Raw genomic sequence first — 22,836 nt, 5'->3', positions numbered from 1 at the left:
GTCTTGAAGCGCGGCTGCTCCCCCTGGCAGTCGCGCTTTTCCCTTCCTAGATCGTCTGTCGTTACTGTCCGGCCACGACCTCGGAAATCGCTTTTGCAGTCTGACGGATCAGGTCCAGACAGTCGTCTTCCTTTGGCGCCGCTTCGTTGAGTGAACCGATGAAGGGGCAGGTGACGACAGCAAGCGCCGTGCCATCAAGCGTCAGGATGGGCGCGGAAATGTTGCGCACGCCTGCCGTCTGCAGGCTGCTCATGCTCTCATAGCCTTGGGCCTTTACCTGTTGGAGCCGTTCGCGCAGGCCTTTATGCAGTTCCCTCTCGTTGCCGCGCAACTGTTCGGCAATCATCAACTCCCGTTGCGTCTCGTTCTGGAAGGCCAGAAGAACGTGGCCGGAGCCGGTGTTGAACAGGCTCATCTGGGCGCCGACGCGAATGGAGAGCGCCCAATAGGTGGATGAATCCTGCTGCGCAATGACGACGACCGAGCCGCGGTCATAGACTGCCAGGTGGCAGGCCTGCTGCGCCTTTGCGGAGAAATCGCGCATCATCGGTGCGGCAAAGGAAACGAGACGCCTGATCGGCTGATGGAAGTGGGCAAGACCAAACATCTTCAGGGTCAGGGCAAAGCGATCGCCGTCCTGACGCTGCACATAGCCGCGGCGCACCAGGCGATCCAGCATCCGATAGAACTCGTTCGGGCTCTTGCCGAGCGCCTTGGCGATCTCCACCTGGGTTAGCCCGCCATCGGTGCGTGCCAGAAGCTCGAGTATATCGAGACCCTTGTCGAGCGCGGGAGCGCGGTATCTGTCGCTATCGTCGTCCGTCATAGGGCCTCTATCGATTGCATGCTGGCTTGACGGTCTGTGAATACACCGTTTACATATGAATTGTCGATGCATATTTGAGATATAGCGCATAGAGCGCCGGGAGGAGAGCCATCATGGCCCAGGATTTTTCAGGACAGACCGTTGTCATTACCGCAGCGGCGCAGGGTATCGGCCGGGCAACGGCGGAACGCTTCATCGCGCTTGGTGCGCGCGTTATCGCCACCGATATCAACGAAGCTGCGCTCGCAACCCTTGAAAATGCCGAGACCCGCGTTCTCAACGTTCTCGATGGCGCTGCCGTTCAGGCCTTTGCCGCCGAGATCGGCTCTGCGGATGTGCTCTTCAACTGCGCAGGCTTCGTGCATGCCGGCACCATTCTCGACTGCGAGGAAAAGGACTGGGATTTCTCCTTCGATCTCAATGCCAAGGCCATGTATCGCACTTGCCGCGCCTTCTTGCCCGCCATGCTGGAAAAGGGCAAGGGCGCGATTGTCAACATGTCGTCAGTGGCTTCGAGCGTGAAAGGCGTGCCAAACCGCTTCGCCTATACGGCTTCCAAGGCTGCAGTCGTCGGCCTGACGAAGTCGATTGCCTCGGATTTCGTCACCAAGGGTATCCGCTGCAACGCGATCTGCCCGGGTACCGTCGACAGCCCCTCGCTGCATGAGCGTCTGCGCGCCACGGGCGATTACGAGAAGGCGCTCTCCGACTTCATCGCGCGCCAGCCCATGGGCCGCATCGCCAAGCCGGAAGAGATCGCAGCGCTGGTGACTTATCTCGCCTCGGACGAGGCAGGGTTCACCACTGGTCAGATTCACGTGATCGATGGTGGCTGGACGGCTTAAGTCCGGATATTGCGTCTTTCTCGACTTAAAGGTCGAGGAGGGCGGTGAAAGCGGATAGGCCGATCTTTGCCAATCTCCACTGGTCACCGATATCACCAAACAAAAACGGTCGGGGGCGGCCCGACCGTTTCTGCATTAAAGGGATTGCATGGTCCTTAGAGGATAGCCTGGCCGGCCATCAGCGCCAGCACCAGGAAGATGACGAAGACAACGACCGCGATGAAGAACAGGATTCGGGCGATGCCTGAAGCTGCCGCGGAAATTCCGGTGAAGCCGAAAACACCGGCGATGATCGAGATCACGAAAAATATCAGGGCCCACTTCAGCATGGTCGTTCCTCTTACGTCAGATTTGAAACGGGCAAACGCTTGAGGGTCTGGACTCACTCGTTTGTCATCAGGTCGTTGTCGTAAGAGCGATTTTAACGCTCGCGCGACATGCAATAATGACGCGAAAGTGAGGGAAGAGGTTCCAGGGTACCGAAAATCTTTTTGAGGTTCACGGTCCGAAGCCTTCTGCCGCGGTGGAGGCGGAGATCTTTCTCGCTGCCATCGTCGTGCGCAGGAAGGCGAGGACGAAGAGGCCGCTCATGATCAGGACGATGGTGGGTGCCGGTGCGCTATCGATCATGAAACTTAGCCAGATGCCGAGCGTGGCGGAAAAAAGCGCTACCGAGATTGCAGCGACCAGCATGGCAGAGAAGCGTCGCGTGATGAGGAAAGCGATGGCGCCGGGCGCGACGAGCATGGCGACGGACAGGATGATGCCGATCGCCTGAAGCGCGCCGACGACCGTCAGCGACAAGACCGAAAGCAGGCCGTAATGCAGGATGCGGACCGGCAGGCCGATAGCCTTGGCGTGCTGCGGATCGAAGGCATGCACCAGCAAGTCCTTTCGCAAGATGGCGAGAAAGAGCGTTGCGGCAAGCGCGATTGCGCCCGTCTCGATGATATCCGCCACCGAAACGCCGAGCATATCGCCGAAGAGAATATGATCGAGATGCACGTCGCTTTGCACCTTGACGTAGAGCACCAATCCCAGCCCGAACATGCCGGAGAAGACGATGCCGAGCACCGTGTCCTCCTTGATGCGGCTGTTCTCCTTTAAGAATCCGGTGCCGAGTGCGCAGATCATGCCGGCGATAAAAGCGCCGATGGAGAAGGGGATGCCGACGATGTAGGCGACGACGACGCCGGGCAGCACGGCATGGGAGACGGCATCGCCCATCAGCGACCAGCCTTTGAGCACCAGCAGGCAGGAAAGCATCGCCATCGGCACGGCAATCATCAGCGTGATGATGAAGGCGTACTGCATGAACGGCACGTGGAAAGGCAGGAATGCCAGTTCGAGAAACGCGCTCATGCTGGCTCCTCGAGTGCGGCGCGGGCCTTGGCGCGCGACGCCAGATAGCCGTGCTTCGGGGCAAGCAAGAAGGCGGCGAGGAAGATCAGGGTTTGCAGCACCACGATGATGCCACCGGTTGCGCCGTCCAGGAAGTAGCTGAGATACGCGCCAACGAAGCTGGTGATGGCGCCGATGCCGAAGCTCATGCCGATCAGCCGCTCGAACCGGTCGGTCAGAAGATAGGCGGTGGCGCCCGGCGTCACCACCATGGCGACGACCAGAAAGGCGCCGACGGTTTGCAGCGCCGCGACGGTAGAGGCGGCAAGCAGGGTGAAGAAGATGACCTTCAGCACGTCCGGCTTCAGGCCGATGGTGCGGGCGTGGTTCTCATCGAAGAAGACGACCATGAAGTCCCGCCATTTCAGCGAAAGGACCAGAAGGCTGATGCCGCCGATCAGCGCCAGTTGGATCGTGTCCTCCGTGGTGATGGCAAGGATATTGCCGAGAACGATGGTCTGGATGTTGATGGAGGTGGGCGAAAGCGACACCATGAAGAGGCCGAGACCGAAAAAGGAAGTGAAGATCAGGCCGATAATGGCGTCTTCCTTCAGCTTTGTCTTCTGGTTGAGAAAAAGCATCGATGCCGCTGCCAGGCCGCCGGAAAAGAATGCGCCGAGTGCGAAGGGCAGACCCAGCATATAGGCGCCGGCCACACCCGGAACGATGGCGTGGGACAGCGCGTCGCCGATCAGCGACCAGCCCTTCAGCATTAGATAGGCGGAGAGAAACCCGCAGACGCCGCCGACAAGGGCACTGACCCAGATGGCGTTCAGCATATAGGAATAGGTGAATGGCTCCAGAAGGGTGGAGATCATCGCTCCTCGTCTCCAGCCTTGGCCTCATGAGTGGTGTCTGCACCATTCTGGCCGTAGATGACGAAGGGACGCTCGTCATCGGTGATAACTTTCAGATGCCGCGGATCGGCATCGTCATGCAGATCGGCCCCACCAAGAATGAAGTGGCGCAAGCTGCCGCCAAAGGCGGCCTGGAGATTGGCTTCGGTGAAGGTGTCTTTCGTCTTGCCCGAGGCAATGACCGTGCCCTTGACGAAGACGGCGCGATCGCAGAAATCCGGAACGCTGCCGAGATTATGGGTGGAGACCAGCATGATGCGGCCTTCGTCGCGCAAGGCCTTCAGGAGCGCGATGATCTGCTCCTCGGTCGTTACATCGACGCCGGTAAAGGGTTCGTCGAGCAGGATGACCTTGCCTTCCTGGGCGAGCGCGCGAGCGAGAAAGACGCGCTTCTTCTGCCCGCCGGAAAGCTCGCCGATCTGGCGCTTGCGATAATCCAGCATGTTGACGCGGGCAAGCGCCTCTTCCACCATGCGGTGGTCGTGTTTGGTCGGAATGCGAAAGAAGTTCATGTGGCCGTAACGGCCCATCATCACCACATCCTCGACGAGAACGGGAAAGCTCCAGTCCACTTCTTCTGCCTGCGGCACATAGGCCACGAGGTTCCTTTTCAGCGCGGCGGAAGCGGGTTCTCCGAAGATGGAGACGGTGCCGGCGGCAAGCGGCACGAAGCCCATGATGGCTTTGAAGATGGTGGATTTGCCCGCACCATTGATGCCGACAAGGGCCGTGATCGTGCCCTTCGGGATGGAGAAGCTGGCGTTGCGAAGTGCCGTGTGGCCATTGCGGTAGGTGACCGTCACACCGTTGACGGTCAGACCCTTCTCGTCGGTCGGGAGCATCCGGTCCATTTGGCCGAGGCTGACAGTTCGCGCTTTCGCCGCGCTTCCTTTGCTGCCCATCATCATTGGCTCAGACCTTTCACGATCGTACTGGTCGTGGTGCGCAGGAGATCGAGATAGGTCGGCACCGGACCGTCTGCCTCGCTCAGAGAATCCACATAGAGCACGCCGCCATAGGCAGCGCCCGTTTCCTTCGCCACCTGCTTTGCCGGATCGGGAGAGACGGTGCTTTCGCTGAAGATCACGCGGACATCGTTGGCACGCATCGCGTCGATCACGCTACGCACCTGCTGCGGTGTACCTTGGCTATCGGCATTGACCGGCCAGAGGAACAGCTCCTTCAAGCCAAAATCGCGCGCGAGATAGGAGAACGCGCCCTCGCTCGTGACCAGCCAGCGCTTGTTCTCGGGCAGTGCTGCGATGGCATCGCGCATTGGCTGGATTTCTTCTCTGATCTTGTCGGAGTAGGCCTTGGCATTGGCCGCGTAAACGTCGGCATGATCGGGATCGATCTGGGTGAGTGCTTTGCGAATATTCTCCACATAGATCAGCGCATTGTCTGGCGACATCCAGGCATGTGGATTTGGCTTGCCGCTATAGGCGCCGCCGCTGATCGAGATCGGGGTTACGCCATCACTGACGACGACATTGGGAACACCGGAGAGGTTGGCAAGAAACTTCTGAAACCAGAGTTCGAGATTGAGCCCGTTCCACAAGACCAGATTGGTATCGCGGGCTTTGAGAATATCGCGCGGGGTGGGCTGGTAATTGTGGATTTCAGCACCCGGCTTGGTGATGCTCTCGACGTCGGCGGCATCTCCGGCCACGTTGCGGGCCATATCGGCAATGATGGTGAAGGTTGTGATCACCTTCGGTTTTTGCGCCGCGACAGCGGAGAAGGGCAGCAAGGCTGCGACACAAAGGGCGAGAAACGTCGAGTGGGTCAACTTCATGACGATGATCAAACCTTTTTTGCGATTAATTCGCAATAGCAATGTGGGAGACCTCGCCCTGATTGTCAATGCTATTGCAAATCGTTCGCATTAAAAGGAAAGCAGGACGCAAGCTCGAACGCCCGCCCTCTCTTTTAGAGGTGTCGCAAAGCTGCGACGCTTGAAGCCTTTCGATGGAAGCGGAAGAGCGTTAGCCCAAAAATGGTCCAGGCGCGGACCGGCGTTTCCGTTGGTGATTAAACCTTCCTCAATAACAAACCTCCAGAATTGGACCCTGCATGGATGGGGCATATCGCCATCCGGCCTTTTGCTCCGGTTGCGCGACGAGGCGCAGCGGGAGGAAAAGGCGTTTGACGAGGTTGTCGATGTCGGGACGTTTGACGTGAAAGCAGTGTTCAAAAGAATACGGTTTTCCCGCAAATTGGTGTTGATTGGCGGTGGTATTCTCCTCTTGGGAGGTGCTTCCGGCGTCGCGGCTATTATTGTCGGCAAGGATCAGCTCTTCGGGCCCTCCGAGGTCGTGCTGAATGGTCTTGAGTGCAAGACGGCACAAACGGTCAAGATCAAGAAGAATGGCTCGGTCTGGATTCGCAAATTCGTCAGGACAGAGGGCGGCGACGGGCAGGAGCGGGTGAAGACGGCGCTTCGCGTCGCCAAAGCTATCTACGACAAGGAGCATCCCGATCTCGTTCAGGTGTCGGTGCTTGACCAAAAGGGTCCTCAGATGCGCGCCGACATGCGCGGTCGCTCGATTGCCGCTCAGGCGATCTACATTGCCGATCTCGCAAAGCTGCCGGAAGGTGCCGCGAGCGAGAATTATTCCGCCTATTATTACGATAGCAATGCTGCCGATGATGGCCAGTTCTACGGGCTGCGGATCGATCTGCCGGCTGAAGACGCCAAGGCAATGACTGCATCGCTGACTGAGTTTACCGATTGCGCCGATCCCGTTGCGGCAGTTCCTGCGGATGGCCATGGTGCGCCTGCCGGTGGCCATGGTGCGCCTGCGGGTCATGATGCGCCTGCGGGTCATGGAGCCGAGGCCTCGGGCGGGCACGGGTCGGACGCACATGGAGGCGATGCCAAGCCATCCGACGGGCACGGTTCCGAAGGTGGCGTGAGCGACGGGCATGGCGGTGGCGAGACGCCCGCCGAAGGTGGCCACGACGCGCCTGCGAGCGCGCAGGGAGAGGGTCACGGTACGAGCGAGCCTCTGCTGACGTCGACGCCCGAAGGCAAGAGCGAAAGCATGTTCAGCTTCGGCTACATCAAGTCGCTGCTGTTCGGCAAGGGTGAGACCAACGCCCAAGCTGCGGAACAGCCTGCGGCAGCAGGCCACAGCGCGCCAGCCGTGGCGGAAGAGCCTGCGGACGCACATGGCAAGCCTGCCAGCGAGGCGACTGGTGGACATGACACGCATGCCGCACCAAGCGCGGATGGACATGAGGCTGCTTCTGGTGGCGAGCACGCGGCAGAGGCGCCAAAGCCTGAGCACTGATTGGCTTGTCCAAGCGAGATAGGTCTTCAGACCGAGATCGAAGCTTGCCACGAAAGGCAGGCACCATCATCCCCTCATTCCTGTCCTCGGTCCACGTTCGAGGACAGGAATGAGGGGGAATAAGAAGGGGTCTCCAAACAAACCACCGTTCCTAGACCGCCGCTCGCCGCGACGGTCTTTCGCGCATCTCAGACCTTAGTCAGCCTTCTGGCGACGGGCCGGGAAGAGGATGACGTCGCGGATCGATGGGGCGTTGGTGAGCAGCATCACCAGACGGTCGACACCGATGCCGAGGCCACCGGCGGGCGGCATGCCCTGGTCGATGGCATCGAGGAACTCATCGTCCAGCTGCTTGTCCTTTTCGCCGCGGGCGTGCGCCTGTTCCAGCTGCTCCACCATGCGGCGGCGCTGTTCTTCCGGGTCGTTGAGTTCGGAGAAGGCGTTGCCCACTTCCCAAGCATTGCAGTAGCTCTCGAAACGCTCCACGAGGCGCGGTTCGCCCGGCACTTCCTTGGCAAAGGGCGAGATGTCCTTGGGGAAATGCGTCACATGGCTTGGCTGGATCAGTGTGCCTTCGACCTTTTCTTCGAAGATGAAGGCGAGGCATTCGCCCCAGGTCCAGTCCTTCTCGACTTCGAAACCGGCAGCCTTGGCGGCGGCGCGGGCTTCTTCGTCGGTCTTGATCGCCAGGAAGTCGATGCCGGTCGCTTCCTTGACGGCATCGGGCATCGGCACGCGCTTGAACGGACCCTTGAAGGAAATCGTCTGGCCCTGGAAATCAAGTTCGGTGGTGCCGTGGATAGCGATCGCCAGCGTTTCGAACATACGCTCGACGAGGCTCATAATGTCCTCGTAATCGGCGTATGCCCAGTAGCATTCCAGCATTGTGAATTCAGGATTGTGCCGTGTCGACACGCCCTCATTGCGGAAGTTGCGGTTGACTTCGAAGACCTTGTCGGACAGGCCGGACACCAGCGTGCGCTTCAGGAACAGTTCCGGCGCGATGCGCAGATACATGTCCATCTTCAGCGTGTTGTGGAAGGTCTTGAACGGATCGGCGGTTGCGCCGCCATAGACCGTCTGCAGCATCGGCGTTTCGACTTCGAGGAAGCCTTCGGCCTCCATGAAGCGGCGGATACCGGAAATGATCTTGGAGCGCTGCTGGAAGCGCAGCTTGGATTCCTCGTTGGAGAGGATGTCCAGATGGCGCTTGCGATAGCGGATTTCGACGTCGGAAATACCGTTCCACTTCTCCGGCATCGGCAGAAGCGACTTGGTGAGCATGGTGATCTCTTCGGCATTGATCGTCAGCTCGCCACGCTTGGTGCGGCGCACCTTGCCGGTAACGCCGATGATGTCGCCAATGTCGATCATCGGCAGCATCTCGCGCGCGGCTTCCGGCGTCGTATCCTTGTGGGAGAAGATCTGCACCTTGCCCGACGCATCATGGATATCCATGAACATGCCGGAATTGCGCGAGGAATAGACGCGACCGGCAACCGTGACCGTATCGCCCGTTTCGACATCCGGCTCGATATCGGCATATTTTTCCGCAAGCTCGGCATTGGTCAGCGTGCGGTGGAAATGGGCCGGGTAAACGTCGCCGATCTTGTCGCGCAGGATCGCCAGCTTCTGGCGACGCACTTCGGTGGCGTCGGAGGACAGGGCAGTGGTTTCGGTCGTCTTGGCGTCGGTCATGGTCTCAAAGCCTTTTTCGGGCGTGTTGTTCTTGTGTCTGTGGCGGCCACCTCTTGTGCCCGCACTGTCCTGTCAGCCCGCAGCGCCGACCATCGTCGTCACGACGGCGATCGCAGCCTTCAGGCGCTGGCGCACGACCGAGCGGCCGAGCAGCGCCATGGAATCGAAGAGCGGCAGCGAGCGCGACGAGCCAGACATGGCGACGAAGAGCGGCGGGGTGACGACGCGCAGCTTCTTGCCGGTGCGTTCGGCCACATCGCGCAGCTCCGCTTCGATGGCCTCGACGTTCCAGTCGGGCATCTTTTCGAGATCGGTGGCGACCGTCGTCAGGATCTCGAGGATCTCTTCCGGCTTGCTTTTCAGCCCGGCAAAGGAGGCCGGTGTCAGGCCGACATCGCCGGAGAGCAGGAAGCCTGCGAGATTGGGCAATTCGCCGAGCTTGGAGACGCGGCTCTGGGAGAGCTTCAGGCCTTCCGTCAGGCGCTGGTTTTCCATCGCCCATTCCAGCGTGCGGGCAATGAACTCTTCCGGCGAAAGCTTTTCGCGCAGCCAGCGACCGTTCAGCCAGTCGAGCTTCTGAATGTCGAAGATCGCGCCCGCCTTGGAGAGTGCTTCCGGGTCGAACTTGGCGGCGAGCTCGTCCATCGACAGCAGCTCTTCGCCTTCAGCGATCTGGATGAAGAACAGGCCGAGGAAGTTCATCAGCGCCTCCGGCAGATAGCCGAGCGCCGAGTAATAGGAGATCGAGGTCGGGTTCTTGCGCTTGGAAAGCTTGGACTTGTCGGCGTTGCGCATCAGGGACAGATGCATGAACACCGGCTCCTGCCAGCCGAAGTAGCGATAGAGCAGGATGTGCTTGGGCACCGATGCCAGCCACTCTTCGCCGCGCGCCACATGGGTAATCTTCATCAGATGGTCGTCGATGACGTTAGCCATGTGATAGGTCGGCATGCCATCGGCCTTGATCAGCACCTGCATGTCGACCGATTCCCATGGGATCGAAACATCGCCATATACGCCGTCATGGAAATCGCACGAACCTTCGGTCGGGATCTTCATGCGCACGACGGAAGGCTCGCCCGCTTCCATCTTGGCGGTGACTTCTTCCGCCTTCAGATGCAGGCAGAGACCGTCATAGCCCGGCGGCTTGCCGGCAGCGCGCTGGGCTTCGCGCATTTCTTCCAAGCGCTGCGGCGTGCAGAAACAGCGGAAGGCGTGGCCCTTGTCGAGCAGTTCCTCAGCGTAGGGCCAGTACATGTCCTTGCGCTCGGACTGGCGGTAGGGGCCGTAAGGACCACCGACATCCGGGCCTTCCGACCATTTGAGGCCGGTCCATTTCAGCGCTTCCAGAACCTTCTCTTCATATTCGCGCGTGGAGCGCGTGGCATCGGTATCTTCGATGCGCAAAATGAACTCGCCGCCATGCTTCTGGGCGAAGAGATAGTTGAAGAGGGCGATATAGGCTGTGCCGACATGCGGCTCGCCGGTGGGGGAAGGGGCAATACGGACGCGGACGCCGGAAGTGGTCATTGGAATTCACTCGTCGTGACGTTGCAGCGACGCAAGGCTCAAAATCAGCCTGTTGTCAGCGAAATTGACGTTGGATGCGAAAGAAAGGGTGAAAAGAGACGCAGGCTCAAGCGCCATTTCACACCATCCCATTGGGCATGGCTTAGGCCATATTCCACCGCAGGCGTCAAGAAAATTAGGACAGGATACGCTCTGGGTGGGCCTCTCCCGCCGAGCGAGCGGTCAGGAAACGGGCCAGACGTAAAGCAGCATGGGGATGCTGACGATGACGATCATGATGGAGAGCGGAAGTCCAAGGCGCGGGTAGTCGCTGAAGCGATAGCCGCCCGGTCCCATGACCAGCGTGTTGCACTGGTGGCCGATGGGGGTGAGGAAATCGCAACCCGCGCCGATCGCCACAGCCATGAGGAAGGCTTCCGGTCGAAAGCCAAGCGTGGTGGCAAAGCCCGCTGCGATCGGCCCCATGACCAGCACGGTCGCCGCGTTGTTGAGGAAGGGGGTTACGGCCATCGCCGTCAACAGGATCAGCCCGAGCGCTGCAAATGGCGGCAGGCCCTGCGCCACGCCTCCGAGCCAGTGGGAGATCAACTCGCTCGCGCCACTGGTTCTGAGACTATCGCTCACGGGAATGAGGGCAGCCAGCATGACGAGGATCGGCCCATCGACGGATTTGTAAACCTCCGTCAGAGGAATGGCGCCCGCGACGATCATCATGAAGGCAGCGGCGAAGAAGGCGACGGAAACCGGCACCAGTCCGCTGCCGGCCGCCGCCATGGCCGCAGCAAGCACGAGGAGCGGCACGAAGGCCCGGCGCTGGACGCCGAGCAGGATCTCGCGCTGCGCCAAGGGGAGCAGCGAGAATTCCTGCAGCATCAAGGGCACGTTCTTGCGGTTGCCCTGCAACAGAAGCACATCTCCGGTCTGGAGCGTCAGATCGCTCAAGCGCTCGCTGACGCGGTGGCCGCGACGCGACACGGCGATAAGGTTGACGCCGCGGGTATAAGACAGCGCCAGTTCACGCGCCGACATGCCGTTGAGCGGAGAGACGTTGCTGATGACGGCTTCCATGGAAACGAGATCGACGACCTTCTCGCCCCTTTCGGTAAGCGGTTTGCCGGACAGGATGAGCTTTGCCTGAGACACCATGCGGTCGAGCCCTTCCGGGCTCCCTTCCAGCATCACCGTATCGCCGCTCTTCAGCGTCACATCGGGAAAGGGTGAGATGCGGCGCGGACCGCGCAGAATGGTCCTGGCAATCACGTCGCCATCGCCAAGTCTCAGGAGTTCGCGCAGCGGCTTGTCGACGAGCACGCTGTCAGATGCCAGCGTGGCTTCGGCGGTGTAGCTTGCCTGGTCGAGAATGTCTTCAACAGACGCCTGCTGCTTTGCCCGGACCGGCAGAAGACGATAGCCAAAGGTGAGGAAGAGAATGCCGACCACGGTCAGCGCGAGACCGACAGGGGTGAAATCGAACATGGAGAAGCTCTGCCCGGTCATTTCCTCGCGAAGGCGCGAAACGACGATATTGGGAGAGGTGCCGATCTGCGTCATCAACCCGCCGAGCAGGGCGGAGAAGGCCATCGGCATCAGATAGTAGGAGACGGGGCTGCCGGATTTGCGGGCGAACTGAAACGCCACCGGCATCATGATGGCAAGCGCGCCGATATTCTTGATGAAGGCCGACATGACGGCAACGGTCAACATCAGGAAGGCAAGCTGCAAACCTTTGGAGCGCATTTCCGGCAGGTAGCGCTTGATGACGAAATCGACGATGCCGGAGCGCGCCACGGCGGAGCTGACGATGAGCGCGCTGCCGACAATGATGACGATGTCGTCGGAGAAACCGGAAAAGGCCTTGTCGAAGGGAACGACGCCGACGGCGACGGCCACAAGAAGTGCGCTGCATGCCACGATATCGTAGCGGAACCTGTCCCACATGAAGGCCGCCATCATCCCTGCGATCACGGTGAAGGCGAGGATCTGCTCTGTGGTCATGCGGGGCACTTTCAGGAGGGCATTGCTGCTTCGCAATGACGGGATGACCCGGGAAGGGGTGCATCAAGAACGCTGGCGATATGACACTTGTTCCTGCCGCCGCGACGGGTTTTACAGCATGTGGCTCAGACGCCATCCGGGCTGGCATGGGACAAGTGGTTGAGGTTGCTTGTCCTTCAGCTGTCGCGAGGCAGCGCCTTGCGAGAGCTTCAGGCTTTGCCGGAGCCCGCAGCGATTGCGGGCTCCAGCCAGTCTTCAAAGCGTCAGTGCAGGGTACCGGTCTTCTTGCGCCTGGAGTTGCGCGCAACGATGTTGAGCACTTCCACCAGCGCCGAGAAGGCCATGGCGGCATAGACGTAGCCCTTCGGCACGTGGAAGCCCATCCCTTCGGCAATCAGCGTGGTGCCGATCATCAAAAGGAAGGCGAGCGCCAGCATGACGACGGTCGGGTTGCGCTCGATGAAATTGGCAAGCGGTGTTGCTGCCAGCAGCATGACCGTAACGGCGACGATGACGGCAACCACCATGATCGGCACATGCGGGGTCATGCCGACGGCGGTGATGATGCTATCCACAGAGAAGACCAGATCGAGCAGCAGAATCTGGACGATGGCCGACGAGAAGCTGCCAATCGCGGCCTTGCCGCCGACCATGTCTTCCTTGTGGTCGATCGGATCGACATTGTGGTGGATTTCCTTGGTGGCCTTCCAGACGAGGAAGAGGCCGCCGACGATGAGGATGATGTCCTTCCAGGAGAAGGGCTGGCCGAAGACTTCGAAGACCGGCTCTGTCAGCTGTACGATCCAGGCAACGGTTCCGAGCAGACCAAGACGCATGATCAGCGCCAGGCCAATTCCGATGCGACGCGCCTTTTCGCGCTGGTTCTCCGGCAACTTGTTGGTCAGGATCGAGATGAAGATCAGGTTGTCGATACCAAGCACCACCTCCATGACGATGAGGGTGACGAGCGCCACCCATGCGGTGGGATCTGACAAGAGAGGGACGATGGACTCCATCGGGCCGGACTTCCTTTTCAACTAAGGGTTATTTTTCCACGTAATTAGCGCAGATAATGGCGATTTATAACTAAAAAGTTGCGACGCTGGTATGTCAAAAGCGCCGCCGGAACCAAGGTCCGGCGGCGCTCATGACAATAGTGCGTAAGAATGAATGGTCTCAGGCGGCTTTGGTTCCATAGGCGGCCATGAAGACGCGGATGGCGCTGGATATCACGCGCTCCAGTTCCTCGTCGGGCACCGGACCTTCAAGCTCACCGAACAGGCGATATTTGAAAAAGGTACCGGTGGAGAGTTCGATAAACTGGCGTGCGGCCAGTTCCACATCATCGATCTCGAGACTGCCATTGGAAATATGGTGGCGGATGAACTCTTCCAGAACGATGCGGACATTGTTTGGCGCCGAGCTGAAGAAACGGCGCGAAAGTTTCGGCATGCGGTCGATTACGCCAAGCAGTGAGCGCATGGCTGGTATCATGTCAGTACATACCAGGCGATTGGCAAAGGCCGTTCCGAACTGCCTCAAGCCTTCGCGCACCTCTTCGGTGCCGGCGAGAATATCGCGCATGGAATCGGCAAATTCGCGTCTATGGCGATCAATGAGCGCTTCGAACAGTTCTTCCTTGTTGGAAAAGTAGACATAGATCGTACCCTTGGAAACGCCTGCTTCCCGGGTAATATCGTTCATGCTGGCGGCATCGAAGCCCTTCTGCCGGAACATGCGCCACGCGCCGTCGAGAATCTGTTCGCGCTTGGAGGGGTCCTCGCCCGCTGCAAAGCGCCCACCCGCTGCAGCGGTCGAACATGCGTCCTCGATAGCTCTCTCCGTCATCGTCTTCCGTCCGGTTGCGATTAACACTCAATTCAACATATCGAACCGGGTGGTTCGATGGCTCTTGATATGTGCGTTAAAACGAACTATGTCAATCGAACCGAACGGTTCAGTTCAATAAATTTCGTATAACCAGGTGTCTACCATGTCGTCTCAAAAGAGTGGCGCAGTGCGAGCGATCAATTCGTCCGATGCAGCAGAAGCCCAGACAACAGTTCAGGCTGAAGCCCGCACTGAGGAAAACCGTCCAGCAGATGCCGCAAAGGCCGCAGCGCCGGTGCAGCCGCCAGTCCAGAAGAAAAAGGGCAAGTCCTTCCTTCTTCCGATCATTGGACTTGCGCTCCTGGCCGGTGCCGCCTGGTATGGATACGACTACTGGACGACGGGCCGCTTCATGGTGTCGACCGACGACGCCTACATACATGGCGATATCGCTGTCATTTCGCCGAAGGTTTCGGGCTATGTCGCGAAGGTGGATATCGTCGCCAACCAGCAGGTAAAGGCTGGCGATCCGCTGGTTACGCTGGATGATGGCGATTACCGCAATGCGCTGGAACAGGCTGAGGCGCAGCTCGCCACCCAGCAACTGTCCCTGAACCGCATCGACGCGCAGATTTCAGGCGGCGAGGCGGCTCTCGCCCAGGCCGTGGCCCAGAAGGGCGCGCTCGACGCAGCGCTTCAGGGTGCCGAGATCAACAACAAGCGCGCTACCGAGCTCCAGTCCAAGGATGTCGGCACCGCCGCATCCGCCGACAATGCCCGCATCGCGCTTGAGCAGGCCAAGGCCAATCTTGCCGCCGGTCAGGCGAATGTGGTTGCGGCTCAGGCCAATATCGAACTTTTGAAGGCGCAGCGCAAAGAGGCCGAAGGCTCGATCCGCACGCTGGAACTGGCGCGCGACAAGGCCGCCCGCGATCTGTCCTTCACCGTTCTGCGTGCGCCTTATGATGGTGTGATCGGCAATCTCTCGGTTCAGACGGGCGATCTGGTTTCGGCCGGCAAGCGCTTGGCCTCTCTGGTGCCGATGAACCAGCTTTATGTCGATGCCAATTTCAAGGAAACGCAGCTCGCGCGCATCGTTCCCGGTTCCAAGGTGACGGTGCATGTGGATGCCTTCGACGACGACCCCATCGAAGGCACGGTGCAGTCGATCTCGCCAGCATCCGGCTCGGTCTTCTCCATGCTGCCGCCGGAAAATGCCACGGGCAACTTCACCAAGGTGATCCAGCGCGTGCCGGTGCGTGTCGTTCTGTCCAAGGAAGATATCGACAAGCATCATCTGCGCGCGGGCTTGAGCGTAGTTGTCGATGTCGACACCCGCACGGCGCCCAAGGCGACCGATACGGCCGCAGCGCAGAACCAGTCCAAGTAACCGGCGGCCCGGATCAAAGTAAGGATCACTACGATGGCGGCTACAGCCAGCATGAGCGGCGGCACCACAGCCGCCGTCGATCCGCCGATGGACCGCAGACGCCTGATCGCGTTCTTCGCCATGGTCTTCGGCATGTTCATGTCGATCCTCGACATTCAGATCGTCTCGGCCTCGCTGGCCGAAATTCAGGCGGGTCTGGGTGCCGGGTCTGATGAGATTGCCTGGGTGCAGACCTCCTACCTGATTGCCGAGGTCATCATGATCCCGCTGTCTGGTACGCTGGCGCGCATTCTCTCCACCCGCGTGCTGTTTGCCACCTGTGCGGCTGGCTTCACCATTTCCAGCGCGCTTTGCGCCACCGCGACGAATATCGACCAGATGATCGTCTACCGCGCCATTCAGGGCTTTATCGGCGGCGGCATGATCCCGTCCGTCTTCGCTGCGGCCTTCACCATCTTCCCGCCCTCCAAGCGCCCGATCGTTTCACCCATTATCGGCCTTGTCGCAACGCTTGCGCCCACCATCGGCCCGACAGTCGGCGGTTATCTTTCCAACGCCTTTTCCTGGCACTGGTTGTTCCTCGTCAACATCATTCCCGGCATCATCGTCACCATCCTGACCTGGAGCCTGATCGATTTCGACAAGCCGGAAACCTCGCTTTGGAAGAAGTTCGACTGGTGGGGTCTGATCTCCATGGGTGTCTTCCTCGGCTCGCTGGAATATGTGCTGGAAGAGGGTAACAATAACGACTGGTTCAATGACGAGAATATCGTCATTGCCGCGATCGCCATGACGATTGGCGCGGTGGTGTTCTTCTGGCGGGCCTTCAAGGTGGATTTCCCGGTGGTGGATCTGCGCGCCTTTGCAGACCGGAATTTCTCCATCGGCTCGCTGTTTTCGTTCGTCATGGGCATCGGTCTTTATGGACTGACCTATCTCTACCCGCTCTATCTGGGGCGCGTGCGCGGCTATGATGCGCTGATGATCGGCGAGACGATGTTCGTTTCGGGTCTCACCATGTTCTTCACCGCACCGATTGCAGGACGGCTTTCGGCCAAGCTCGATCCGCGCGTGATGATGGCGATCGGCTTCATCAGCTTTGCATCCGGCACCTGGATCATGACCCATGTCACGGCGGATTGGGATTTCAACGAGTTGCTGATCCCGCAGATCCTGCGCGGCTTCGGGCTTATGATGTGCATGGTGCCGATCAACAATATCGCGCTTGGAACCCTTCCGCCCGCCCGCATCAAGAACGCATCCGGTCTCTTCAACCTCACGCGTAACTTGGGCGGTGCGGTCGGTCTTGCCATCATCAACACCGTGCTCAGCCAGCGCACCGACGACCACTATTTCCGCATTGCCGACCATGTGAATTACGGCAATCCGGCAGCGCTGGACTGGCTGAGCAGCGTTGGCGGCAACTACGATTCCTACGGTCTCGACGGCTCGTCGGTCGCGATCAAGAAGCTTGTCGGCATCGTTTCGCAGCAGGCGTGGATACTGGCGTTTGCCGATGTGTTCCTGCTTCTGACCTTCCTGTTCAGCGGCCTGATTTTCCTCACGCTGTTGATCAACAAGCCCAAAGCGGCGCCGCCGCCAGACGCAGCGCACTGAGTTTCATCCATCCACCGCAGCGCATGCAGGGGTCACCGGAAACGGTGGCCCCTTCTTGGTTTCGTGTGGGTGTTTTCTTCGGGGCAGCAACACGCTTGGAGATATTGCCGCGGCTCTGTCCCTGCAAGCGCTCCACACTCTGCCGTCATCCTCGGGCTTGACCCGAGGATCCACGATTTTCTAACAGCGTCAATGGTTTATGGGTCCTCGGGTCAAGCCCGAGGATGACGCAGAGTGTGTGGCAGGCTGCCCGCAACGAACCGAAACGCAGTAGAATAAAGAACGCCGGCCGCTCAAGCGACCAACCCGCAACCCCTTCATGAGGTACGTACATCATTTTATGATTTACGTACCTCAGAAACTCCTCTATGACGTTGCGCCGGGAGGAAGCATGAAGCCGACAGTTCACGATATCGCATCGAAGGCAGGGGTCAGTTTGGCGACCGTCGACCGGGTAATCAACCTGCGTCCGGGCGTGCATCAGTTGACCCGCGCCAAGGTGGAGGCTGCAATTTCCGAGCTTGGCTATGTGCGCGATATCGCGGCTGCCAATCTTGCCAAGGGGCGCAGCTATGCGCTGGTCTTCATTCTTCCCAACAACGACAATTCCTTCATGGCCGGGCTTCGCAACGAGGTTCGGTGTGCGGCCTCGCGCTCCTATGTGGAGCGCACGTCGATCCGCATCATCGAGGTGCCGCCTTTCGATCCGGCAGCGCTGACCCAGGCGCTCGATGTGGCGCGGCTGGAAAAGCCGTCCGGCGTTGCCTTTGTCGCCATCGATTCCGAGGATGTGTTGGAGGCGACCGATCGGCTCACCCATAGCGGGATTGCAGTCGCAACGCTGGTGTCGGATCTGACAGGCTCGAAGCGCGATCATTTCGCCGGCATCGACAATCATGCTGCGGGGCGTACGGCGGCGAGCCTGATGGGACGTTTCTTGCCGAAGCAGAAGGCAGAGATAGCGGTTCTGGCGGGCTCCATGCTGGTGCAGGATCACCGCCAGCGTCTTGCCGGTTTTGAAAGCGTGATCGAAGCCGAATTTGCGCATCTCTCCATCCGTCCGGTTCTGGAAGGGCGAGACGATGCCGAGAGGGTCGAAGCGCTCGTCGCAGACACTCTGCGCGACAATCTAAAGCTTGCCGGGCTCTATAGCTTAGGTGCGGGAAATCGCGGTCTGATCCGGGCGCTGAAAGCGCATGATGGTCTGCGGCCCTGCGTCATCGCGCACGAGCTGAACGACACGACCGCCGCAGCCCTTCGCGATGGCACGCTGGATGCCGTGCTGAACCAGGATTCCGGCCATGAGGTGCGTAGCGCAATCCGCGTGCTGAAAGCCCGCGCCGACGGGCTTGCCGTCATCGAGGCGCAGGAGCGTATCCGTATCGACATATTCTTGAGGGACAATCTCCCTTGAGCGCCTATCGCTTCAACTTCATTCGGGCGCTGCCCGGCTGGAACTGCTCCAGCACAATCACATCCAATCGTGGAGGACGACATGTATCTCGGTCTTGATCTTGGAACATCCGGCGTGAAAGCGCTGCTGATCGATGGCGATCAGACGGTCGTCGGTTCGGCCAATGGCGCGCTGGATGTCTCGCGCCCGCATCACGGCTGGTCGGAGCAGGACCCCGCCCACTGGATCAAGGCGACTGAAACAGCCGTCGCCGGATTGAAGGCGAAGTTTCCGGCCGAGCTTTCGGCAGTTAAAGGCATCGGCCTCTCCGGCCAGATGCATGGTGCCACGCTGATCGATGCGGGCGGCAACGTTCTTCGTCCTTCTATCCTGTGGAACGACACCCGCTCTTACGCCGAAGCCGCCAAGCTCGATGCGGACCCACGCTTTCGCCAGATTACCGGCAATATCGTCTTTCCAGGCTTTACCGCGCCAAAGCTCGTCTGGGTGAAGAACAATGAGCCGGAGATTTTTGCCAAGGTGGCCAAGGTGCTGCTGCCGAAGGATTATCTGCGGCTGTGGCTGACGGGCGAATACATCTCCGAAATGTCCGACTCTGCCGGAACCTCCTGGCTGGATACGGGCGCGCGCAAGTGGTCTTCCGAGCTGCTTGCGGCAACCGATCTCGGCGAAGACCATATGCCTTCGCTGGTGGAAGGCACGGATGAGGCGGGCGTGCTGCGCGCCGAACTGGCGTCTGCCTGGGGTCTCTCCGGCAAGGTCGTCGTGGCCGGTGGTGCTGGGGACAATGCAGCGTCGGCCTGCGGCATGGGCACGGTTGCCGAAGGCCATGCCTTCGTGTCGCTTGGCACCTCCGGCGTACTCTTTGCTGCCAATGCCTCCTATTTGCCGAAGCCGGAGAGTGCCGTTCACGCCTTCTGCCACGCGCTGCCCAACACCTGGCACCAAATGGGCGTCATCCTGTCGGCCACCGACGCGCTCAACTGGTATTCGGGCATTGCCGGTAAATCCGCGTCTGAACTTTCGAGCGAGTTGGGCGACAACCTGCAAGCGCCGACTGGCGTGACCTTCGCACCCTATCTCTCCGGCGAACGCACCCCACACAATGACGCGGCCATTCGCGGCTCCTTCATCGGCCTTTCGCACGAAAGCGATCGCAAGGCGCTGACGCAGGCCGTGCTGGAAGGCGTGACTTTCGCCATCCGCGACAATCTGGAAGCACTGAAATCGGCTGGCACCTCGATCTCACGCGTCACTGCCATCGGTGGCGGCTCGCGCTCGCGCTATTGGCTGGCCTCGATTGCCACCTCGCTTGGCGTGCCGGTGGATATTCCGGCGGAGGGCGATTTCGGCGCGGCCTTTGGCGCGGCTCGTCTCGGCCTGATTGCCGCGACCGGGGCCGATCCGCTTGAGGTCTGCACCCAGCCGGAAACGGAAGAAACCATCGAGCCGGTGGCAGCGCTCAGCGGTTCCTACGAGGAGGCTTATGCGCGGTACCGCGCGCTTTATCCGGCGATCAAGCCGCTGTCGCACTGACAAACTTTCGAACACCATTTTCGATCATCAAGGGAGAAGAAATCATGAGCACTGGATTTTTCGGCAATATCGCCAAGGTCAAATATGAAGGCCCGGACAGCACCAATCCACTGGCCTTCCGCCACTACAACCCGGATGAGGTCGTTCTCGGCAAGCGCATGGAAGACCATTTGCGCTTTGCTGTCGCCTACTGGCATTCCTTTGCCTGGGAGGGTAGCGATCCGTTCGGCGGTCGTACCTTCGATCGTCCGTGGTTTGGCGATGACATGCAGAAGGCCAAGCTGAAGGCCGATGTGGCGTTTGAAATGTTCAGCCTGCTCGGCGCGCCATACTACTGCTTCCACGATGCGGATGCGCGTCCTGAAGGCCAGACCTTTGCCGAGAGCACCAAGAACCTCAACGAGATCGTCGATTACCTGCAGAAGAAGCAGGAAGAGACCGGCGTCAAGCTGCTGTGGGGCACGGCGAACCTCTTCTCCAACCGTCGCTTCATGTCGGGTGCTTCCACCAATCCGGATCCGGATGTGTTTGCCTATTCGGCAGCCACCATCAAGACCTGCATGGACGCCACGATGAAGCTCGGCGGCGAGAACTATGTTCTGTGGGGTGGTCGCGAAGGTTACGAGACGCTGCTCAACACCGATCTCAGCCGCGAATTCGACCAGATGGCGCGCATGCTGCATATGGTGGTGGAGTACAAGTACAAGATTGGCTTCAAGGGCACGATCCTTGTCGAGCCGAAGCCGCAGGAGCCGACCAAGCACCAGTATGATTACGACGTCGCAACCGTCTATGGCTTCCTGAAGAAGTACGGCCTCGAAAACGAAGTGAAGATGAACATCGAGCAGGGCCATGCGATCCTGGCTGGCCATACCTTCGAGCATGAGCTGGCGCTTGCCAACACGCTCGGCATCTTCGGCTCGATCGACATGAACCGCAACGACTACCAGTCCGGCTGGGATACCGACCAGTTCCCCAACAATGTGCCTGAAATGGCGCTGGCCTATTACCAGGTTCTGCAGGCGGGAGGCTTTACCACCGGTGGCACGAACTTCGATTCCAAGCTGCGTCGCCAGTCGCTCGACCCGGAAGACCTGCTGATCGGCCACATCGGCGGCATGGATTGCTGCGCGCGGGGCCTCAAAGCTGCGGCAAAGATGGTGGAAGACGGCGCGCTGTCCAAGCCGCTTGCAGAACGCTACGCCAAGTGGGACCAGCCGGAAGCGCGGAAGATGCTGCGCGGCGAAATGAAGCTGGAAGAGATTGCGGCCAAGGTGGAGCGGGAGAATATCAACCCGCAGCCGAAGTCCGGCCGCCAGGAATATCTCGAAAACGTGGTCAACCGCTACGTTTAAGGCTTTGCGCCGGTGAGAGCCGGCTGTTGCGATTGTTTCACCCTGGACCTGCGTTCGGGGTGTTTCATTTTTAGGTCATGCGCGATCGGGCCGGTCCAGGGTGACTCGCTCACACCCGCACATCTCCGCGATACACATTCGGCGTCGTCCCCGTCAGCCGCCCGAAAATCTTGCGGAAGGCGGCGGGGTCGGTATAGCCGACGGACCAGGCGATGGATTCAATCGAGCCGTTGGTGGTTTCGAGCAACTGCCGCGCCTTCATGATGCGGACATTCTGATGATACTCTGTCAGCTTCAGTTTTGTGGCGCGGAAGAAGCGGCGTTGCAGGGTACGCTCAGAGAGGTTGACGCTGTCGGCCAGTTCGCTGACGCTCTTTTGCAGTTCCGGCGTGGCGTGGAACTGGTGCTGGATTTGCAGCACCTCGCGGTCGCCATGATCGAAGCGCGGCAGGAAGGCCTTGTAGCGGGCTTGGCTGGCACGCGGCGGATCGACGATCAGGAAGCGGGCGGTCTCCAGCATCACCGTCTGGCCGAGAAGCTTTTCGACCAGCAGCAGTCCAAGATCGGCCCAGGCGAGAATCCCGCCCGCGGTGATCACGTCGCCATCATCGATGATCATGTTGTCAGGCGCCACATCGATCCCCGGGAAGCGCTCCGACAGTGTATCGGCAAAAGCCCAGTGGGTGGTGGCGCGCCGTCCGTTGATGAGGCCGGTTTCGGCCAGCACGAAAGCGCCCGCGCAGATCGAGCAGACCGTGACACCCTGCGCGTGTTGCTCTGACAGCCACTGAGAGGCAGGCGTCATGCGCTGCATCTTCTCCGGCATGACGATGCTGGGCGGCGCGATGACGTAGCGCAGCGCATGGGGTTCGCCCGGATGGGAGTCCCAGATGCAAGCAACCGTCTCATCGTCCATCTTCCAGTGGCTGATACGGATGCTACCTTCCCCGGCGCGGCCTTCCAGCCTCATGGCCCAACTGGAGGCGATGCTGAAGAGATCGGTCAGTCCGTAGATCGCGGCCAACTGACAGTCGGGATAGATGAGTAGCGCAATTTCGATTGTGCTGATATTCGTATCGACGGTCTTCGGCGCCTCCGTCTCATCACCCATTTCCAGTTTTTGCATTCTTGTCACTTTTGCCTTTTATAAAGTCATTTGCGCCACGTGTTTTGTGTAGAGCATGGCGCTAGGTTGTTCAAGTCAACAGCAACAAGACAGGCACTGACAGGAGAGTGTGATGACGGACTT

The 22,836-nt window shown here is 59.8% G+C and carries 19 protein-coding genes; 7 read left to right on the top strand and 12 right to left on the bottom strand.

What is annotated here, in order from left to right; genetic code table 11:
- Window positions 1–61: 61 nt before the first annotated feature.
- Window positions 62–826, bottom strand: a complete 765-nt coding sequence (locus QZ862_RS18345) for an IclR family transcriptional regulator (protein ID WP_296101278.1) — start codon at window positions 824–826, stop codon at window positions 62–64.
- Window positions 827–939: 113 nt separating this feature from the next.
- Between QZ862_RS18345 and QZ862_RS18340 the strand changes: the two genes are divergently transcribed.
- Window positions 940–1,671: an SDR family oxidoreductase gene (locus QZ862_RS18340; protein ID WP_296014449.1), complete on the top strand. Its 732-nt coding sequence runs from the start codon at window positions 940–942 to the stop codon at window positions 1,669–1,671.
- Window positions 1,672–1,826: 155 nt separating this feature from the next.
- On the opposite strand, the gene QZ862_RS18335 is transcribed toward QZ862_RS18340, so the two are convergent.
- The 5 genes from QZ862_RS18335 to QZ862_RS18315 form a co-directional block, all read right to left on the bottom strand.
- Window positions 1,827–2,000: a DUF1328 domain-containing protein gene (locus QZ862_RS18335; RefSeq protein WP_296014448.1), complete on the bottom strand. Its 174-nt coding sequence runs from the start codon at window positions 1,998–2,000 to the stop codon at window positions 1,827–1,829.
- Between the two features lie 169 nt (window positions 2,001–2,169).
- Window positions 2,170–3,033 (bottom strand): metal ABC transporter permease, encoded by an 864-nt coding sequence (locus QZ862_RS18330; protein ID WP_296077955.1) that lies wholly within the window; start codon window positions 3,031–3,033, stop codon window positions 2,170–2,172.
- The gene (locus tag QZ862_RS18325) at window positions 3,030–3,890 is read right to left on the bottom strand and encodes a metal ABC transporter permease (protein WP_296077957.1); all 861 of its coding nucleotides are present in this window, start codon (window positions 3,888–3,890) and stop codon (window positions 3,030–3,032) included. Before QZ862_RS18325 ends, QZ862_RS18330 begins: the two co-directional genes overlap by 4 nt.
- Window positions 3,887–4,771 carry a manganese/iron ABC transporter ATP-binding protein gene (locus QZ862_RS18320; protein ID WP_296101286.1) on the bottom strand — a complete coding sequence of 295 codons (885 nt, stop codon included), beginning with the start codon at window positions 4,769–4,771 and terminating at the stop codon, window positions 3,887–3,889. Before QZ862_RS18320 ends, QZ862_RS18325 begins: the two co-directional genes overlap by 4 nt.
- Before the next feature lie 62 nt (window positions 4,772–4,833).
- Window positions 4,834–5,724 (bottom strand): metal ABC transporter substrate-binding protein, encoded by an 891-nt coding sequence (locus QZ862_RS18315; protein WP_296101277.1) that lies wholly within the window; start codon window positions 5,722–5,724, stop codon window positions 4,834–4,836.
- A gap of 382 nt (window positions 5,725–6,106) precedes the next feature.
- On the opposite strand from QZ862_RS18315, the gene QZ862_RS18310 reads away from it, so the two are divergent.
- Entirely contained in the window at window positions 6,107–7,222 is a 1,116-nt protein-coding gene (locus QZ862_RS18310; protein ID WP_296101276.1) for a hypothetical protein, read from the top strand.
- 195 nt (window positions 7,223–7,417) lie between these two features.
- Here the strand turns inward: QZ862_RS18310 and lysS are convergent, their stop codons facing one another.
- The 5 genes from lysS to QZ862_RS18285 all read right to left on the bottom strand — a co-directional run bounded on the left by lysS (window position 7,418) and on the right by QZ862_RS18285 (window position 14,293).
- On the bottom strand, window positions 7,418–8,920 hold the full coding sequence (lysS, locus tag QZ862_RS18305) for a lysine--tRNA ligase (RefSeq protein WP_296101275.1): 1,503 nt from the start codon (window positions 8,918–8,920) through the stop codon (window positions 7,418–7,420).
- A gap of 72 nt (window positions 8,921–8,992) precedes the next feature.
- Window positions 8,993–10,450 (bottom strand): glutamate--tRNA ligase, encoded by a 1,458-nt coding sequence (gltX, locus tag QZ862_RS18300; protein ID WP_296082532.1) that lies wholly within the window; start codon window positions 10,448–10,450, stop codon window positions 8,993–8,995.
- A gap of 222 nt (window positions 10,451–10,672) precedes the next feature.
- Window positions 10,673–12,445: an SLC13 family permease gene (locus tag QZ862_RS18295; protein ID WP_296101274.1), complete on the bottom strand. Its 1,773-nt coding sequence runs from the start codon at window positions 12,443–12,445 to the stop codon at window positions 10,673–10,675.
- 263 nt (window positions 12,446–12,708) lie between these two features.
- Window positions 12,709–13,461: a TerC family protein gene (locus QZ862_RS18290; RefSeq protein ID WP_296014437.1), complete on the bottom strand. Its 753-nt coding sequence runs from the start codon at window positions 13,459–13,461 to the stop codon at window positions 12,709–12,711.
- A 160-nt stretch (window positions 13,462–13,621) separates the two neighbouring features.
- The gene (locus tag QZ862_RS18285) at window positions 13,622–14,293 is read right to left on the bottom strand and encodes a TetR/AcrR family transcriptional regulator (RefSeq protein ID WP_296014435.1); all 672 of its coding nucleotides are present in this window, start codon (window positions 14,291–14,293) and stop codon (window positions 13,622–13,624) included.
- Window positions 14,294–14,438: 145 nt separating this feature from the next.
- Here QZ862_RS18285 and QZ862_RS18280 point away from each other — a divergent pair, with 145 nt between their 5' ends.
- The 5 genes from QZ862_RS18280 to xylA all read left to right on the top strand — a co-directional run bounded on the left by QZ862_RS18280 (window position 14,439) and on the right by xylA (window position 21,587).
- Window positions 14,439–15,665, top strand: coding sequence for an HlyD family secretion protein (locus QZ862_RS18280; protein ID WP_296082536.1), 1,227 nt, complete (start codon window positions 14,439–14,441; stop codon window positions 15,663–15,665).
- Between the two features lie 33 nt (window positions 15,666–15,698).
- Window positions 15,699–17,282, top strand: a complete 1,584-nt coding sequence (locus QZ862_RS18275) for a DHA2 family efflux MFS transporter permease subunit (RefSeq protein ID WP_296014433.1) — start codon at window positions 15,699–15,701, stop codon at window positions 17,280–17,282.
- 391 nt (window positions 17,283–17,673) lie between these two features.
- Entirely contained in the window at window positions 17,674–18,696 is a 1,023-nt protein-coding gene (locus tag QZ862_RS18270) for a LacI family DNA-binding transcriptional regulator (RefSeq protein ID WP_296101273.1), read from the top strand.
- Between the two features lie 81 nt (window positions 18,697–18,777).
- On the top strand, window positions 18,778–20,232 hold the full coding sequence (gene xylB / locus QZ862_RS18265) for a xylulokinase (protein WP_296101272.1): 1,455 nt from the start codon (window positions 18,778–18,780) through the stop codon (window positions 20,230–20,232).
- A gap of 44 nt (window positions 20,233–20,276) precedes the next feature.
- Window positions 20,277–21,587, top strand: coding sequence for a xylose isomerase (gene xylA / locus QZ862_RS18260; protein WP_296101271.1), 1,311 nt, complete (start codon window positions 20,277–20,279; stop codon window positions 21,585–21,587).
- Between the two features lie 109 nt (window positions 21,588–21,696).
- On the opposite strand, the gene QZ862_RS18255 is transcribed toward xylA, so the two are convergent.
- Window positions 21,697–22,713 carry a GlxA family transcriptional regulator gene (locus tag QZ862_RS18255; protein ID WP_296101270.1) on the bottom strand — a complete coding sequence of 339 codons (1,017 nt, stop codon included), beginning with the start codon at window positions 22,711–22,713 and terminating at the stop codon, window positions 21,697–21,699.
- Window positions 22,714–22,836 lie beyond the last annotated feature (123 nt).

The organism is uncultured Agrobacterium sp. (genome assembly GCA_913777615.1).
Classification (GTDB): domain Bacteria; phylum Pseudomonadota; class Alphaproteobacteria; order Rhizobiales; family Rhizobiaceae; genus Agrobacterium.
Note: the sequence above shows the minus strand (reverse complement) of the source record. Positions and strands in the feature narration are given on the sequence as shown.